The organism is Paenibacillus lutimineralis (assembly GCF_003991425.1).
In the GTDB taxonomy this organism is placed as follows: Bacteria; Bacillota; Bacilli; order Paenibacillales; family Paenibacillaceae; genus Fontibacillus; species Fontibacillus lutimineralis.
Genome location: NZ_CP034346.1, coordinates 5,205,001 through 5,221,469 on the forward strand (window position 1 = coordinate 5,205,001; position 16,469 = coordinate 5,221,469).

The 16,469-nt window shown below is 47.3% G+C and carries 17 protein-coding genes and 1 other annotated feature (1 of these 18 running past the window's edge); of the genes, 2 read left to right on the forward strand and 15 right to left on the reverse strand.

Translation table 11 applies throughout. The features are described 5' to 3' along the window. The 12 genes from EI981_RS30040 to EI981_RS23055 form a co-directional block, all read right to left on the reverse strand. Nucleotides 1-1,564, reverse strand: partial view of a LysM peptidoglycan-binding domain-containing protein gene (locus EI981_RS30040; RefSeq protein ID WP_127002218.1) — the 5' portion only. The gene continues 131 nt to the left of window position 1, outside the view; only the first 1,564 of its 1,695 coding nucleotides appear in the window; the start codon lies at nt 1,562-1,564; its stop codon lies off the left edge, out of view. Between the two features lie 168 nt (nt 1,565-1,732). After that, on the reverse strand, nt 1,733-2,611 hold the full coding sequence (ilvE, locus tag EI981_RS23005) for a branched-chain-amino-acid transaminase (RefSeq protein ID WP_127002220.1): 879 nt from the start codon (nt 2,609-2,611) through the stop codon (nt 1,733-1,735). Further along, complete coding sequence (gene pheA, locus EI981_RS23010) at nt 2,611-3,501, reverse strand: prephenate dehydratase (RefSeq protein WP_127002222.1); 891 nt, start codon at nt 3,499-3,501, stop codon at nt 2,611-2,613. Before pheA ends, ilvE begins: the two co-directional genes overlap by 1 nt. Continuing rightward, the gene (gene thrB, locus EI981_RS23015; protein WP_127004929.1) at nt 3,498-4,466 is read right to left on the reverse strand and encodes a homoserine kinase; all 969 of its coding nucleotides are present in this window, start codon (nt 4,464-4,466) and stop codon (nt 3,498-3,500) included. The genes pheA and thrB overlap by 4 nt, the downstream gene beginning before the upstream one ends. Before the next feature lie 79 nt (nt 4,467-4,545). Further along, entirely contained in the window at nt 4,546-5,832 is a 1,287-nt protein-coding gene (locus EI981_RS23020; protein ID WP_127002224.1) for a homoserine dehydrogenase, read from the reverse strand. A gap of 46 nt (nt 5,833-5,878) precedes the next feature. Further along, nucleotides 5,879-6,316: an ACT domain-containing protein gene (locus EI981_RS23025; protein ID WP_127002226.1), complete on the reverse strand. Its 438-nt coding sequence runs from the start codon at nt 6,314-6,316 to the stop codon at nt 5,879-5,881. Between the two features lie 239 nt (nt 6,317-6,555). After that, nucleotides 6,556-7,869, reverse strand: coding sequence for a GTPase ObgE (gene obgE, locus EI981_RS23030; protein WP_127002228.1), 1,314 nt, complete (start codon nt 7,867-7,869; stop codon nt 6,556-6,558). After that, nucleotides 7,860-8,636, reverse strand: a complete 777-nt coding sequence (locus EI981_RS23035; RefSeq protein WP_127002230.1) for a Spo0B domain-containing protein — start codon at nt 8,634-8,636, stop codon at nt 7,860-7,862. The genes obgE and EI981_RS23035 overlap by 10 nt, the downstream gene beginning before the upstream one ends. Nucleotides 8,637-8,827: 191 nt before the next feature. Beyond that, entirely contained in the window at nt 8,828-9,139 is a 312-nt protein-coding gene (gene rpmA / locus EI981_RS23040) for a 50S ribosomal protein L27 (RefSeq protein ID WP_068697198.1), read from the reverse strand. 19 nt (nt 9,140-9,158) lie between these two features. Beyond that, nucleotides 9,159-9,491, reverse strand: a complete 333-nt coding sequence (locus EI981_RS23045) for a ribosomal-processing cysteine protease Prp (protein ID WP_127002232.1) — start codon at nt 9,489-9,491, stop codon at nt 9,159-9,161. A gap of 13 nt (nt 9,492-9,504) precedes the next feature. Continuing rightward, the gene (gene rplU, locus EI981_RS23050; RefSeq protein WP_068778114.1) at nt 9,505-9,816 is read right to left on the reverse strand and encodes a 50S ribosomal protein L21; all 312 of its coding nucleotides are present in this window, start codon (nt 9,814-9,816) and stop codon (nt 9,505-9,507) included. Between the two features lie 13 nt (nt 9,817-9,829). Further along, nucleotides 9,830-9,913, reverse strand: a sequence feature (ribosomal protein L21 leader region). A gap of 115 nt (nt 9,914-10,028) precedes the next feature. After that, nucleotides 10,029-10,814: a DeoR/GlpR family DNA-binding transcription regulator gene (locus tag EI981_RS23055; RefSeq protein WP_127002234.1), complete on the reverse strand. Its 786-nt coding sequence runs from the start codon at nt 10,812-10,814 to the stop codon at nt 10,029-10,031. A gap of 447 nt (nt 10,815-11,261) precedes the next feature. Between EI981_RS23055 and EI981_RS23060 the strand changes: the two genes are divergently transcribed. Both EI981_RS23060 and EI981_RS23065 read left to right on the forward strand, forming a co-directional pair. After that, nucleotides 11,262-12,206: a metallophosphoesterase family protein gene (locus EI981_RS23060; RefSeq protein ID WP_127002236.1), complete on the forward strand. Its 945-nt coding sequence runs from the start codon at nt 11,262-11,264 to the stop codon at nt 12,204-12,206. Between the two features lie 21 nt (nt 12,207-12,227). Continuing rightward, entirely contained in the window at nt 12,228-13,085 is an 858-nt protein-coding gene (locus tag EI981_RS23065) for a DMT family transporter (protein WP_127002238.1), read from the forward strand. A 146-nt stretch (nt 13,086-13,231) separates the two neighbouring features. Here the strand turns inward: EI981_RS23065 and EI981_RS23070 are convergent, their stop codons facing one another. The 3 genes from EI981_RS23070 to EI981_RS23080 form a co-directional block, all read right to left on the reverse strand. Continuing rightward, nucleotides 13,232-14,425 carry an Rne/Rng family ribonuclease gene (locus tag EI981_RS23070; protein ID WP_127004931.1) on the reverse strand — a complete coding sequence of 398 codons (1,194 nt, stop codon included), beginning with the start codon at nt 14,423-14,425 and terminating at the stop codon, nt 13,232-13,234. 64 nt (nt 14,426-14,489) lie between these two features. Further along, entirely contained in the window at nt 14,490-15,347 is an 858-nt protein-coding gene (locus tag EI981_RS23075) for a M50 family metallopeptidase (protein WP_127002240.1), read from the reverse strand. Continuing rightward, a complete protein-coding gene (locus EI981_RS23080) occupies nt 15,340-16,428 on the reverse strand; it encodes a M23 family metallopeptidase (RefSeq protein WP_227011553.1) in 1,089 nt (362 codons plus the stop codon). Before EI981_RS23080 ends, EI981_RS23075 begins: the two co-directional genes overlap by 8 nt. Between the last annotated feature and the right edge of the window lie 41 nt (nt 16,429-16,469).

Consider the following 16,469-nt stretch of genomic DNA (forward strand, 5'->3'; position numbering starts at 1 on the left):
TGACTTCTTTTTTCCCTTTTGGCCTGGTCTGTACTTGAGGCTTCGAAGCTTCCGAGGTTTCTGTGTTTTCTTTTTGCTCCGAGATTATCACCTCTTTGAAAGCTTCTGTCTGCTGTTCTCGTTCATTGTTAATCTCATTAAAGGTACCAAATCCACCTTCAAACCAGACGGGCTGTTGTCCCCCTGGAGCTGCAAAATCCGGGTTAAAATTATAATTCGTAGGGTAGGCCTGGAGTGAAGAGCCATAAGAATGTACTGGATATTCATATCCATAAGGATATCTATAGTGACAGCCACAATGCATTGGCCACACAGGTCCTGGTCCACAATGTTGTGGAGATACTCCTGGATAATGGCTGTTCGGCGCCATATTAGGAGACATATTAGGCCCCACATTAGAGCTCATATTTGCGTGTGTATTATTATCACTATAAGGCATAGGTGTTACCCAATCGCCCTGGCCCTGCACCCATGGCTGATTGTCTGAATAGCCCATAGGGTCCCATCCCATACCCATCATTTCATGGCCATGATGCATTTCATGGCTATGATGCATTTCATGACTATGATGCATATGATCATTTCCAATCCCAGGATATCCTCCAATAGAAGCCCCATTATCCATCATATTCCCCATCGTGGACGGCCCTTGGTTAGGAAGCTTCGGAAAATCATAGAAGGATGACACATTCCCGCTTGGCATTTCCTCATGCATAGACATATTTTCTTTCATAGGATGAGTATGGTGCCCGTGTTGAGTCATATGTCCAGTATGCTCGTCGCATCCACATGGAGAAGATGAATGCATCATCCCCCCGCCCCCAAAAGGCTCTACGGAGTAAAATGGCGAAGACCATGGATCCGGGCATTCAGGAACCGGCTTGCATGGCGGCTCTTCTTTTTTGATAGTTTGGATTTGAATCTGCTCCACGAATTCTACTTTGATTGGCGGAAGTGGCGGATTTGGAACTGGCATGGGTGGATTGGGATTCGGCATCGGTGGGTTAGGATTTGGCATTGGCATTGGCATTGGTATCGGCATTGGAGCTGGCGGATTCGGATTTGGTTTCGGAGCTGGAGCGATTGGCTTCGGTTTTGTCATTTCCTCCTTAGGCGGAGCCGGCTTTACTTCTGGTACTGGTGCCGGCAATGGTGTTGGCTTAGGGGCTGTATTCTTCTTGCCTCCCGTTCCTGGAGCAACATTCGAACCACCATGCCCCGGCGGATTCGCCGCGCCTCCCCCCTTAACTGGGATCAAGACGACATCTCCTACCTTCAGTACATTTGGATCACTGATTTGCGGGTTCGCATCGATCAACGTCTGTAGAGGGATCCCCCAGGCTTTGGACAGCTTCCAGAGCGTATCCCCTTCCTTGGCAACATGCTTGTAGCCTTCGCCTTCAACCTGCACTGCACCAGCCGGAATCTTAACCTTCTCTCCGATGCTCAATTGATCTGGATTAGCGATTTGCGGGTTGGCTTCAATTAACTTCTGCAGCGGTACATTGTACTTCTGAGATAGCTCATATAATGTATCGCCTTTTTTCACGATGTGTATTTTCACGCGCTAAAGACCTCCTAGGTTTCTTCTCCGGTACGTGATATTCGCCCGGGGCCCAATTAATACATCCTATGCAAAAAAGCCCAGATTTGACATCCGCGAGAATAAAAAAAGCAAAACAAAAAAAGCCCCGCCATCCACTAGGGATGCGAAGCTCTTCTATGAATTGAATTACCAGACTTTCAATCCGTCTTGATCAACGATGCTGCGGAACTCTTCAAGCAACTTCAGGGTTACAGGGCCGGCCTGACCACTGCCGATAATCCGTCCATCGACTTCACGAACAGCGATAACCTCAGCCGCCGTACCCGTCAGGAATACTTCATCGGCCACATAGATATCGTGCATTGTGAACGGCTCTTCCTTCAGCTTGTAGCCCCTTTTCTCGCAAATTTCAATAATCGCTTGACGAGTGATCCCATCAAGTGCTCCAAGATAGCAAGGAGGCGTCGTAATAACCCCATTTTTGATAATGAAAATATTATCCCCGGATCCTTCAGTAACATAGCCTTGAGCATTCATCATGATCGCCTCACCGGCACCGGCAAGGTTCGATTGAATCTTAACTAGAATATTGTTCAAATAGTTCAGTGATTTGATCTTTGGATTGAGCGCATCCGGGATATTGCGGCGTGTCGATACAGATACCGCCTTAAGTCCATTCTTGTATGCTTCTTCCGAGTAGATAGCGAGCTGTTCCACAATAATAATGACAGAAGCCTTCTCACAACGATTAGGATCGAGTCCCAGATTGCCCGGACCACGTGAGACAATGAGGCGAATGTAGCCATCGCGCATCTCATTGCGACGCAATGTCTCTACCAGCGCTTCTTCCATTTCCTCGTAGCTCAACGGAATTTCCAGCATAATCGACTTCGCCGAATCGTATAGACGATCCAAATGCTCTTTGCATTTGAAGATATTGCCGTTATAGATACGAATACCTTCAAAGATTCCATCACCGTATAAGAAGCCGTGGTCATAGACCGAGACGGTTGCCTTTTCCTTCGTTACATATTGCCCATCTAGATAAATCCATTGTTCTGCCATTAATATTGCACCTCCGAATTTAGTACTTTGCTAGAAAAACTAGGATAGCTTCCAAGCACTCTGACTTGGCATCCTAAGGCCTCGATCTCTTCTATAGCAGAGGGAAGCAACACCGCATCCAGTGCGGCCAACACATCCATATAAAAATAATAACTGCCTAACCTCTTCTTCGTTGGACGCGATTCAATTCTTGATAGATTCAGCTTGCGCCAGGCAAATGCAGATAACACCTGATGCAACGCACCTGGGAAATCCTCAGGCAAAGTGACGAGAATACTCGTCTTCATTTGTGCGCCTTCTTCTAAAACCGGCAGCGGCTTAGGACCAATCAACACGAAACGGGTGTAATTGTTGTCATGATCCGTCACTTTACTCGCAAGCACATCGAGTCCATGCCGCCTGGCTCCAATCGTAGTCCCAATGGCTGCCCAGCCTTCTCCTGGATTATGCTTCACCAGTTCAACAGCCTCCGCTGTACTCCCCACATTCTCCAGTTCTGCATGCGGCATATGCGCTTTAAGAAATTTCATGCATTGCGCCATCGCCACCGGATGGGACAGAACTCGGGAAACCTTGGAATAATCCATTTCTCCATCAGCGTCAACTAACTCACTACGCCGTCCAATCAAATTCTGAATGGAAGGATAGACCCATTCGACCTGCATCGGAACGTCAACCTCGTGGACAAGCCAATCCATATGCAGACTCACTGAACCCTCAATAGTATTCTCCATCGGAATCACGCTGTAATCCGTAAGACCCTTCTCGGTTGCCAGAAAAACATCGGAGATCTGTTTGTAATGAAGCAGCTCTACAGGCTCGTCGCCGAACAATCGAAGAACCGCCTCATGAGACACCGTCCCCTCAGGCAACAATGCTATTCGTATCATGCCTTGACTTCCCCTCTTACATAATCCAATAATGAACTTTCTTTATCCATAGTAAGCTCCTTAGCTCCATGTGTGCAAGGTTTTAACCAAAGCGTTCTTGCTGTTATATCATGGGACTTAAGCACCTTCAGAAGAAAAGCTTCCAACTGCTCCCCCTGTCCTGACTGTGCATTGACTAAGGCGAGTAAAGTAGGTCCAGCCCCGCTAAGCGCTGTACCTAAAGCTCCATGCTGCGTAGCCTCCTCCAAAATTTGCATCATTCCGGGAACGAGTGAAGCCCGGTAAGGCTGATGCAACCGGTCCTGCATAGCCGCGGAGATAAGATCAAGTCTCCCCATGGCCAGAGCCGCGGCAAGCATCGAAGAATGACTGATATTATAAACCGCATCACCCAGACTTACTTGCTTAGGAAGAGCCTCGCGCGCCTTGGATGTGGACAATTGAAATTCAGGGATTGCAACCAGAACTTCCAAATGCTGCGGCGGCTCAATCCGCAATATAACGGCGTGGGTCCCGTCCCATACAGCCGTAATAATTCCGCCGTATAACGAAGCTCCTACATTATCGGGATGGTTCTCCAGTGCCGTGGCCATATCGAGTAGACGGGCAAGTGGCAATGGAGAACCTATCAATGCATTAGCAGCATATAACGCTCCAACAATTGCCGATGCACTACTCCCGAGACCACGGGTCAGCGGAATATCAGAGCACATCGAGATTTCCAGTTCGGGAATCTGGACTCCGGCTTCTGCAAATACGGACTGCGCCACAGTATATATGAGATTACTTTTATCCTTCGGAAGGCCATCCAAATTGTCACCGTATAGATGAAAAACCGTCGTATCGGCCGGCTTCATCTCAATCCATGAGTAGAGGGATAATGCCATGCCTAGCGTATCAAATCCCGGCCCCAAATTGGCTGTACTCGCCGGAACCTGAACCCGGACGCCTGAGCTGCGAACCATACTCATAATCTACCACCTTCATATCTGTCAACAATCATCGTCATCTTGGAATCATTCATGATCTATAAGCTCCTTACTCTTAGCCCTCTACGCGGTACACGCTCTTCACCTTGCGGATAACATCCAACGATTCAAAGTGACTCAGTACCTTATTCATCGCCGCTTTGCTCGCATTATGTGTAACAATAATAATCTCCACATCACTCATACTTGCATTTGGAGACTGTACGACCGATTCCAGGCTTACGTCATATTCAGCGAATACCTGAGTGATCTTCGACAGCACCCCTGCCTTATCGGCTACCTGAAGCAGCAAGTAATTTTTATAAGCAACTTGTTCATCATCCTTCAGCTTCTTCGGTTTGTATGGACCAATTGCTCTCAGGCCATTTACACCGAGCTTCTGATTCTTGATTACAGCGACCAGGTCAGCAACGATCGAAGTCGCCGTCGGCATTTCTCCAGCACCAGGACCGTAGAACATCGTCTCTCCCACTGCTTCGCCATACACATATACTGCGTTAAATACGCCACTAACAGCAGCAATCGGATGGCTATGCTTCACCATCGTCGGCTCAACACTAATGCTGTACTCATCATCTTGCCGTTCCGCGATGCCGAGCAATTTTATCTCATAGCCCATTCTCTTGGCATACAGTATATCTTCCTTAGAGACTGTAGTAATCCCGCGGACCGCTACGTCCTGCAGATCCACATTCGTCCGGAAACCGAGCGAGCCGAGAATAGCCATCTTACGAGCGGCATCCAGTCCCTCGACATCCGAAGTCGGATCTGCCTCGGCATAACCGAGCTCCTGTGCTTCAGCCAGTACGTCATCATAAGAAGCGCCTTCCTGACTCATTTTTGATAAAATATAGTTCGTTGTTCCATTCACGATTCCCATGATCTTCATAATACGATCCGAGGAGAAACCCTCAATCAGCGTACGGATAATCGGAATTCCTCCAGCCACGCTCGCTTCATAGAATATATCGCATTGTTTCTCCCTAGCCACATCCATAATCTCCGCTCCATAGAGCGCCATCAGATCCTTGTTGGCTGTGACGATATGCTTGCCGCGGTTCAGTGCTTCCAGAATGTACTCTTTCGTCTGGTCCACGCCGCCCATAACTTCAACGATGACGTCGATCTCGGGATCACAAATCACTTCCCACGGATCCTCCGTCAACTTGCTGCGTTCGATATCTATGCTGCGGGTCTTCTCTATGTTCTTCACCGCAACCTTCTCAATGACGATCGGCGATCCTACTTGACTGCTCAAGTCCTCTTGATGTCCTTCCACGATACGGACGACGCCAGTTCCAACTGTACCGAGTCCAAGCAAACCTACCTTTACTGATTTCACTCGCTGTCCCCTCCTATATCCCATAATTGGGTAAATTGATTCATTCCTATCCTTGACCGACGATTTCCGTCTTTCTTACGCCGGGAGTTCCTTGTAGCATCTTAATCATCTCATCCAGTTCCTCTGTCAAGCGCGAGGTCTCTACGGAAATAACCACATTCGCCTTGCCTTGCAGCGGGATACTCTGATTTATCGTAAGTACGTTACCCCCAGAGCCTGCGATCAGCCCCAGAACTTTGGATAAAATACCGGAACGATGCTCCAGGTCGAACGATATCGTGACAATGCTCTCACGTTCAATCTGATTCAATAGATGGATTCCGTCCTTATATTTATAAAAGGCGCTCCGGCTAAGTCCAACTCTCGCCACCGCCTCATTGACCGTCTTAACGTCCCCTGAGGCCAGCAGTTGCTTAACCTGAAGCGTCTTGATCACAGCATCCGGCAGAATATCCTCACGAACCAAATAGTAGCGTTCCTTCACAAACGTCCTCTCCTTAGAGACTTCTGTTTTTGTATAGTGGACATTATAACGGAAATCTACCATTTCGGCAATCCATTTTTCGCGTAATTTATGTAGGTATGCATCCAAAAAAATAACTTATAGTGAGTTTTCAAATAATCCGATTTTCAGCACCAAGAAGGTTGGATGCAGCTAGGTATACAGAAAACGGCTACTGTCCCCCTCCAGGGAACGTACCCGTTTCTGCATCCATTTTATGATTAATAATAGTAGCTGCTGCCTTCTACAAATTCAAATTCAAAATCGCCGATCCGCACAATCGTACCGTCTTCAGCTCCACGTTTGCGCAATTCTTCATCCACACCCATATGGCGGAGCGTGCGAGCCAGCTTAAGAATTGCCTCATGCGTATTCAACTGCATCCGCTTCATCATGCGCTCAATCGTCTCACTCTCAACGACGAACATTTCGTTCTCACGGCGGATAGTGAAGCTGTTGTCTTCCTTCTTATCCAGCTTATAAATCTTACGTTCCGTCTGCTCAGCAACCTCTTCAACAGCTGGCTCCTCAGGGATCTGATCCAGCAGATCAGCGGCCTTATACAGTACTTCCTGAACACCTTGCCGTGTCAGAGAGGACATCTCCAAGATTTCAAGCTCTGGGTGAATCTCCCCAATCTGCTTGCGGAATTCTATCAGGTTGTCCGCTGCCTCAGGGATATCCATCTTGTTAGCAACAATAATCTGTGGACGCTTCGCCAGTTCAGCGTTATACTGATCCAATTCAGCATTAATCTTCTGCCAATCATCGAAGGGATCGCGCCCCTCAGAGCCAGCCATATCAATCACATGAACAATCAGCCTTGTACGCTCAACGTGGCGCAGAAATTCATGTCCCAGCCCGACCCCTTCATGCGCGCCTTCAATCAGACCCGGCAGGTCAGCCATAACGAAGCTTCGGCCATCACCAACATCCACAACACCAAGATTCGGTGTAATCGTCGTGAAATGATAGGCTCCGATCTTTGGCTTCGCAGCGGATACAACCGAGAGCAGTGTAGATTTACCTACGCTCGGGAATCCGACCAAGCCAATATCAGCCATGACCTTCAGTTCCAGCACGATCCAACGCTCTTGGCCCTCTTCTCCATGCTCAGCGAGTTCCGGAGCTGGATTATTCGGCGTCGCGAAGCGGATATTTCCGCGTCCCCCGCGCCCGCCTCTGGCTACAACAACCTGTTGACCATGGCGTGTCAGGTCAGCGATGACTTCCTGCGTATCATCATCAATAACGACAGTACCTGGAGGAATTCTTACGATCATATTCTCAGCATTAGCACCGTTCTGGCTCTTGTTGCGTCCCTTCTCACCGCGTGGCGCCTTGAAGTGGCGCTGGTAACGGAAGTCCATCAGCGTACGCAGACCTTCATCTACGCGGAAAATAACGTCCGCCCCTTTGCCGCCATCTCCGCCAGCCGGACCACCTTCTGGAACATACTTTTCACGTCTGAAAGCAACGATCCCGTCTCCGCCGTCGCCCCCTTTTACATATACTTTCGCTTTATCTACAAACATGCGTTCACCTCATTATTATTTTGCACTGAAGCCTTCAGCGGTACTCTTAATCTACAGGAGAAGCGACTTGATTCCATCCGCTCTACTTGAACCCGTCTGTCACGCTGCCATTCATCGATATATCGTTGCAATTTCTCAGCGTTGTCCGCCTCTATCTCTGGATAGAAAGCTGCGATAACCTCACCATTCTCCTGATATAGGCTCATGTGAAGCTCCAACACTTCATCCCATGAAGAGCGCCCTATGAACTGGAACTTCTTAATCGTCTCCACAATCGCTTCCGTCAACTCTTCAGCATCCTCAACCTGAAGCATATGATCCAGCTGCAGTTCATCCCTGATCTCAATTTTGAGATCGATTGATCTGTTCACCTCACGGAAGGATTGCAGGAAGAATACGAGCGCTGGAATGCCCAGCCTTGATATTTTACTCTCCAATGCCATTTGTTCTTTTATTCTTTCCACACAGCTACCCAGTTTATCATATTTTCCAAGCTTCAAATAGCCGTAAATAAGCTGAAGATCATTCATCCAGTCATGGCGATGATGACCCAGCGTAGCTGTGGCCGTTCTCTGTACCGATTCCAGTAAATGCTTGCGCTCATCTGCGGCCCGTCTTTGGATATATCTGACATAGCCCTGAAATAACACTAACAAACATAGACTGATAATGATAAATCCGGTTATAGACTGAATGAAATACATGGACGTTAGACAAGTCAGTACAATCACTGCGAAAAGAGTCGGAATCGCGAATCGATGTTTCATAACCTTCCTCGTTTCTGCACAGATTAAGTAAAATCATTACAACTCGATATATACACAGTATATCACAATCCTTGTCCGAAAACGCTTATTCTCCAGTCGGCCCTGGCAGAAAATGCCGTCTATAAAATCAAAAAATCCTTGGCACCTAGATGCCAAGGACTTTGTAAACCTTCGCTATATTAGCAAAGTTCTTAAGCTTCGACTGCAGCTGCTACTGGAGCAACTTCCACTGGGTAGACGCTCACTTTTTTACGGTCGCGGCCCCAACGTTCGAACTTCACTACGCCGTCAACTTTTGCAAACAGCGTATCGTCTTTGCCGATGCCCACGTTAGTACCTGGGTGAATTTTCGTTCCACGTTGACGAACGAGAATACTTCCGCCAGTTACAACTTGACCATCCGCACGCTTAACGCCAAGGCGCTTAGCGATACTATCGCGTCCGTTCTTTGTGGAACCTACGCCCTTCTTCGAAGCGAACAACTGAAGATCCAATTTCAACATTGTCCATCTACCTCCTTCTTCAAATAATAACGTTCTGTATCTGAATATACGTTCCGTATGAATCCTCGATACTCTTCAGCATTACGACCATAGACGAGAGCAACAGTTGTACCTGCTCCAACACCTCTGTCTTCAGATCAGTTGGCAGCTTTGCATTCAGAAAGCCACTCTTCACCTTCGATTTCATCACAGTACCTGTAAGTTCCTCGATAGAATTAACTGTTCCAACAGTGATGGCCGAGACTCCCGCACACACTATATCTTTCCCACTATCGGCGTAATTAGCATGACCAGACACTTTAAAACCAACGATGTTGTCATCCTTTTGACGCAATATGGACACGATAATCAATTACCGCACCTTCTTACGCTTGGATTTTCTCGATAGTTACTTTAGTGTAAGGTTGACGATGACCTTGTTTCTTGTGGTAGTTCTTCTTAGGCTTGTATTTGTAAACGACTACTTTTTGGCCTTTGCCGTGCTTCTCAACTTTCGCTGTTACACTAGCGCCGGATACCAACGGAGCTCCCGCTACCAAACCTTCACCTTTGGATACTGCCAATACACGGTCGAACGTCACGCTAGCGCCGTCCTCAGCATTCAATTTCTCGATGTAAAGAACATCGCCTTCTTGAACGCGGTATTGTTTACCACCAGTTTCGATAATTGCGTACATTTTCTTGCACCTCCTCATGTCTCAGACTCGCCTAATTCAGGTGCCGCTCTTCAAGAAAGCGGACTTGCATACCTGATCGGAGCGGTTACAGCATGTGTACAAGACTCACTCATAACACATACCATAGTATGATAACATGAGCCAAAACGAAAATCAATTATTTTTAGAGTGCTGAAAACCAGACTTTTTAAACGTCATTTTAGTGTGACTGTTCACCCCGTCACTTCGCTGCTGCTGATTAGCACTTCGACATCCAGCTTATTTAACGCATCGATCCATTCCTGCGAGCAGCCGGGATCGGTAACAATCATGGAAATCTGCTCAAGTGGGGCGATTTGCGCAAAGGTGGTAACCCCGAACTTGGAGTGATCGGCTACGAGAATAGCTTCTTCTGTACGCTGCATCATTTTCCGCGACAATTGCGCCTCTTCCAGATTGTATTCGGTAATTCCATCAACCATCGATATACCCCCGGCAGAAATGAAGGCTTTGTTGACTTTGAACTGGTCAAGTAATTGATGAGCAATCGCATCCGTGGATGCCTGACAGAGCTTGCTAACCTCCCCGCCAGCGAAAATAATTCTTCCCTGGAATTCTTCCAGCGCACAGGTGAGTACAGGCACGGAGTTAGTAATGACGGTCACATCTGCACGATGCTTCAGCTCCCGCATAATCTCCAGAGTCGTTGTTCCATTATCAAGAAGAATGGTCTCCCCTTCTCTAACTAATGAAGCCGCAAGTCTACCGATCGACTGCTTCTCAGCGTGATGCATTTGCGACCGCTTCATAAAGGTCGGTTCTATCCATTCGGAACGAGTCTGTACAGCACCACCGTATACCTTGCGTAATTTTCCTTCCCTTTCTAGTCGATCCAGATCACGACGAATGGTCTCCGTAGAGACATTAAATATTCCCGCCAAATCATGTACCTGGACCTTACCTTCTTTGCTAAGCTGTGCGAGAATGGTCTGACGGCGTTCCTCATAGGTTAAGGACATGTCGTTCCCTCCTGTATTCAACAAGCTATATGATTTAAGAGGTTGTTCAAAAAGTCTGCTTTTGATCACGAAGTAACACTGAGAGCTTATTCGACATCGATCTTGAATTCAGCCTGGCCTTCCGGTGCTCACGTACAAACTACGTACGTTGCGCTCCTCACGCCCTGCTTCATCCAACCTTCTCGGTGCTGAAAATCGGCCTTTTTGAACTCGCACCTTAATGTGTTTTGTTGTTGTTTTTGTTTTAAGTGTATCGTTTGCTTGGAAATTTTGTCAAACTTCAATCTTCAGCTTGCAGCTCGTTTCTTTAATACAGCTTCCCAATATTTACAGAGATTTTACAAACTTCTATAAAAGCATTGACAAAAGTGTTATCAAGGCATAGAATCAACACGAAAACAACATCAATAAACAAGAATCAACATCATAACAATGAGGAGGGGCATTATGAGCCGCCGTTTATCTTATCGTCAGGATGGAACGTTTACGATTGTACAATTTACAGATCTCCATTGGAAAACTGGAACGGATGCCGACCGAAGCACCCGCAAATTAATGGAGCTGGTATTGGACACCGAAAATCCTGATCTGGTCGTATTTACAGGGGATGTCATCTACACAGGGCACAATACTGATTGTGAGGATCCCGTTCAGGCTTTCAACGACGCTGTAGCTGCTGTGGAAGAACGCAGCATTCCGTGGGCCGTTATCTTTGGCAACCACGATACCGAGAGTTTGATTACCCGCAAAGAACTTATGCAGTTAATACTATCTCATCCGCATACCGTGACCGAGGCTGGCCCTGAAGAAATTTATGGTGAAGGCAATTACACCATTGAATTGATCGACTCCAAAGGTAAACCTGCATTTAATTTATATTTCCTGGACTCCGGAAGCACCTCGCCACTGGAGCATGTCCCATACTACAACTGGGTACGCCGAGATCAGCTGAATTGGCTTGCCGGTGAATCGGCTCGGCTTAACCCTGCGGATCAGGCTGAGAAAGTGCCAGCGCTCGCGTTCTTCCATATTCCTGTTCAAGAGTATCAGCAGATGTGGGATACACAGGTCTGCTACGGTAATAAATTTGAACCCGTTTGCAGTGCCCCCGTCAATTCAGGTCTTTTCACCACATTACTTGAAATGGGAGATGTAGTCGGGACCTTCTGTGGCCATGATCATGTTAATGACTATCATGGCAGTCTATATGGCATTCGCCTCTGCTATGGCAGAGCGACAGGCATCAATACCTATGGCCGTGATGGATTCCAGCGCGGCGCCCGAGTCATCCGTCTTACTGAAGGAGAGAAGGACTTCGCGACATGGCTGCGTCTTGAAGACGGTACAGCAGTGACCGAGCAACCTATCCATCAACCTGAAAATGCAAAATAATAGAGAGGCTGCTGTATACACATGTTGATACCTATTTTACTAGTTTTGGCCTCCGGAATGTGTCATGCAGTCTGGAACCTATTTACGAAACGCAGCATTAATAAGGGCGTCTTCCTATGGACGATCATGATGATCCCGTCGGTGCTTCTCCTGCCCTACCTTATTGTGGAACTTTGGAGAACTCCATTATCCTGGGGTAGTTATGGACTATTATTGTTATCCGTTATTTTACAAGGTGTGTATTCCTGGCTATTGTCTAAAACCTATGAACTCGGTGACTTGTCGCAGATTTATCCGATCATGCGGGGTACGAGCACACTGCTCATTCCTCTAATCGGAGTCGTATTTCTCAAGGAATCCCTATCCGTATTTGGATGGACCGGTATAATACTTATGATCTGTGGGTTCTTCGTACTTAGCGGGGCCAGCTTTGGAAAAAGGCAAACGAATAGACAGCCGCAAAGTCTGAAGCCTTTCGCCTTGGCACTGTGTGTAGGACTATGTACAACTAGCTATGTATTTGTAGATAAACTGAACCTTGGCAATATCTCTCCCTTGGCCCTGCTCGAAGTGACCAATATCGGCTTTGTTGCCGGATTGACCCCGCTCGTATTAACTTCGAAGGCGTTGAAGCGAGAGTGGAAGGCCAACCGTAATACAATTCTTCTTGGCGCCATTTTGAACCCCGGCTCATATCTGCTCTTCCTATTTGCCATGCAGCAGGCACCGATGGCTCATATCAGCCCGTTGCGAGAGATTGGAACAGTATTCGCTACTTTCCTCGGAGTTCTAATTCTGAAGGAGCAGCAAGGTTTAAAAAGAATCGCCACCTCCATCATCATCTTCTGCGGAATTTTGATGATAGGAGTATTAGGATAGTAATCACTGTTTCTATGATTTACTTCAGCTATTACTATCCCCTTAAGAATGACGATGATAGAATATTTTTAGCACACAAAGAAACCACATTTCTATTTGAAGTGTGGTTTCATGGTTTTCATATCGTATTAACGATCAGGCACTTATTAATCATTTTGCAGCAATACACTTTCTTCTCGCACCCGCTTGCGGGTCATCTCCAGCAGGCCCAGCTTGGTCCAGCCCAGAACATGATGCTGTGTCCGATCCCCATCCAATGAAGATTCCAGCATGTCCAATACCGCACCCTGATGCTCTTCCCGATCCATATCAATGAAATCGATGATAATAATACCGCCGGCATCACGAAGCCGTACGAGTCTGGCAATCTCCTGCGCAGCTTCCATATTAGTCTGGAATACCGTCTCTTCCAGCGTCTGTCCGCCGGTAAAGCGGCCGGTATTCACGTCAATTACGGTCATCGCCTCAGTATTATCCCATACTATGTACCCGCCGCCTGGAAGCCAGATCTTGCGCTGGAAATCCTTCTCCAACTGCTGACGAATTCCATAATGCTCAAATAATCCGTCCCCCCCCTCATACACCGTAAGCTTGGGGAATTTTCCCGGAAGCATCGTACCAAGAAATTCATTCGTCTGTTCCAACTGCTCTGGACAATCCATAATCAACTCATCCGTCTCAGGACTATAGATATCGCGCATAAGCCGTTGAACCATTCCAAGATCATGATGTAATAGGCTTGGCGCACCGATCTTCTTCGCCGTGGCCTGGATATGGCTCCAACGGTCACGAAGCATACCCAGATCCTCTGCGATTGAAGCTGGATCTGCATTTTCCGCAACCGTCCGCAGAATAAGTCCCTCATCTTCTGTGCGCAATTCCTCGCCAATCGTTCTTAGTCTTGATCTCTCGTCTTCGTGTCCGATTTTCTTAGATACAGCAACATACCCTGCAGTAGGCATATAGACGAGCCATCTACCTGGTAATGAATAATGAGTCGTAACCCGAGCTCCCTTGTTGCCTAACGCATCCTTAACAACCTGGACAATCAGTTCTTGTCCTGCTTTGAGCAGGCTCGTAATCGCTGGCTTTTGCCGCGGCTGTCTCTCCAAATGCGGGTGAAGCAAGTCATCAATATAAAGAAATGCATTCTTCTTCTGTCCAATATCAACAAAAGCAGCCTGCATACCAGGAACAACATTCACAACCTTGCCCTTAAAAAAGCTGCCCACCAGTCCCCGTCTCTGAGAACTCTCTGCTGCATACTCCACCAATCTGCCATCTTCCAGCAGCGCCATTTGGGTGGAATCAGGGCCGCAGTGAACAATCATTCGCTTCATCATCTCACCCTTTGCCTTACTTTCTATCAAAACTGCTCTACCATTATAACATGATATAGTCCTACTAATCCCTAGGCTTGCCCCGTAAATAAGAGGAAATAATTCTCTGTTCTGGCAAGACAGCCACAATATCGCCCTGCCGGTTCATGACATATATAAAATGGTACTTCTGTCTTCTAAATAGACGTAAGATTTGTTCTAAAGGTTTCGCTTTATTCGCTACAATTGGCTGAGCGAGCCCCCCGGTCATCCAGTGGCGAACAAATGACTGGTCCCGATTAACGAGAAAACGCATGAACCGATAAGGGATATTACGGTAATCCGTCCAATTTGAATAGAGCAGAAATAATCCTACCAGCAGTAAATTTAAATTCAGCATACCTTGTCCATGCAGAGGCGGGAGCACAGAGTAGACAACCACCATGAGGCTGAATAACAAGCTTATTCGCAAGGAGTAGACTAGTGTCAGATGAAATGGCAGTATTAAACTGATTAGAGCTTGCGATATCTTTCCTCCATCCAATGGAAGAATCGGAAGTAAGTTAAATAGGGCGATGATGAGATTGCTATTTATAAAATAGAGAAAGAAAGCCCCTTCCCATAATCCACAAACATGTAGCAGCAGCGACACTCCGATTAGAAGAATATTCTGCAAAGGTCCGGCCAAGGCGATTACGATCTCCCTTCGTACCGTGAGGTGGCTCGTGTCCTCCATTTCCGCAACCCCACCGAAGGGTAGCATCTGAATCGCCAACACTTGAACGCCAAAGCATCGGGCGGCGAATACATGTCCTATTTCATGAATGAATACAATTGTAAACAAGGCGATGAGCTCCAGAAAATGGCCAGTTAGTACCGAAGCAAGCATGATGATAACAAAGAAAGGATGTACCGAAATCTTGATGCCGTTCCACTTAATCAAACGAGATCACATCCGCCGGATCGATAAATCGATCATTCTTTTTTAATGCGAAATATAGGGTTGGAAGTGTATCCCCTTCTCCAGAATCAAGGCTTCCGATGGAGTCGCCCCCTTCAACCCAATCGCCCTTGTTGACTATAGCCTGTTCCAGATGTCCATATATGGATTTATAGCCGTTCGAATGCTGTATCGTTACAGTCATTCCGGTCAGGGCGTCTAGCTTCACGTCCAGCACACGTCCAGTATCAACACTTCTCACCATCGTACGATCTGCTTCCAGCTCCTTCGGGATGACCTCCACCCCTTTCAGACTGAGGGCGAAGGGATTGGCTAGATGCCCGGTTAACGGCGATATAAATCCGCCAGCTGCGCCAACCTTCATACCTTTATCCTCATTATGCTTGAAGATGGGAATGAAGGATGGAGCACCGCCGATATTCCTCTCATACCAGGCCTCGATAGCGCCAAAATCAATTTCCTCTGTTAAAGCCCTGGCTACAAAAGCCCTTACCGGAAATGCCCAATCGGGTTCATATCGTTCGATACCCCAAATGCCTACAAATATAAGCGCACTCAACATAAGTCGAAGAAACAGTGATGTCCAGAAGCTAGGCCTCCGCCTACCTCCGAAATAATCATCTCCTTCGCGCCCTCCGGAATTATTGCCGCCAATATCTTGCCAGCGGCCTTGTCCTCTCTTCCAAAGCAATTCCGGATCGGGTTCTACCTCATCCGACACGCTGCTATAGCCGGCAATGTTCCCTTGCCCGGACTGGACGGACGGCCGGTATGGATGATCGTTGCGTATTCTATCCTGGAGAACCGGCTTGTACGCCTCTACCGAGGTTAGCTGTCTGATCCTCTCTTCACGCCGCTTCTTAACATTCGACTTCACATCCATCGTTCTCATTCCTCCGCTCAGGCTGCTTGCTTCTGATAAATGATCTTGCTTCTGCTCCAGCTTAGAACAGCAGCCCGCTTTGTCATACTCTATATTTATGAACAGCAGCGTCAGAATATGAACAAGCTTATCTTCAGTACGAATGAATACTTGCGTAGGGAGTACCTGCAGCCAGGACAAAAAACCGATGCCGCTGGCACCGGTTCATTCATGTATATATA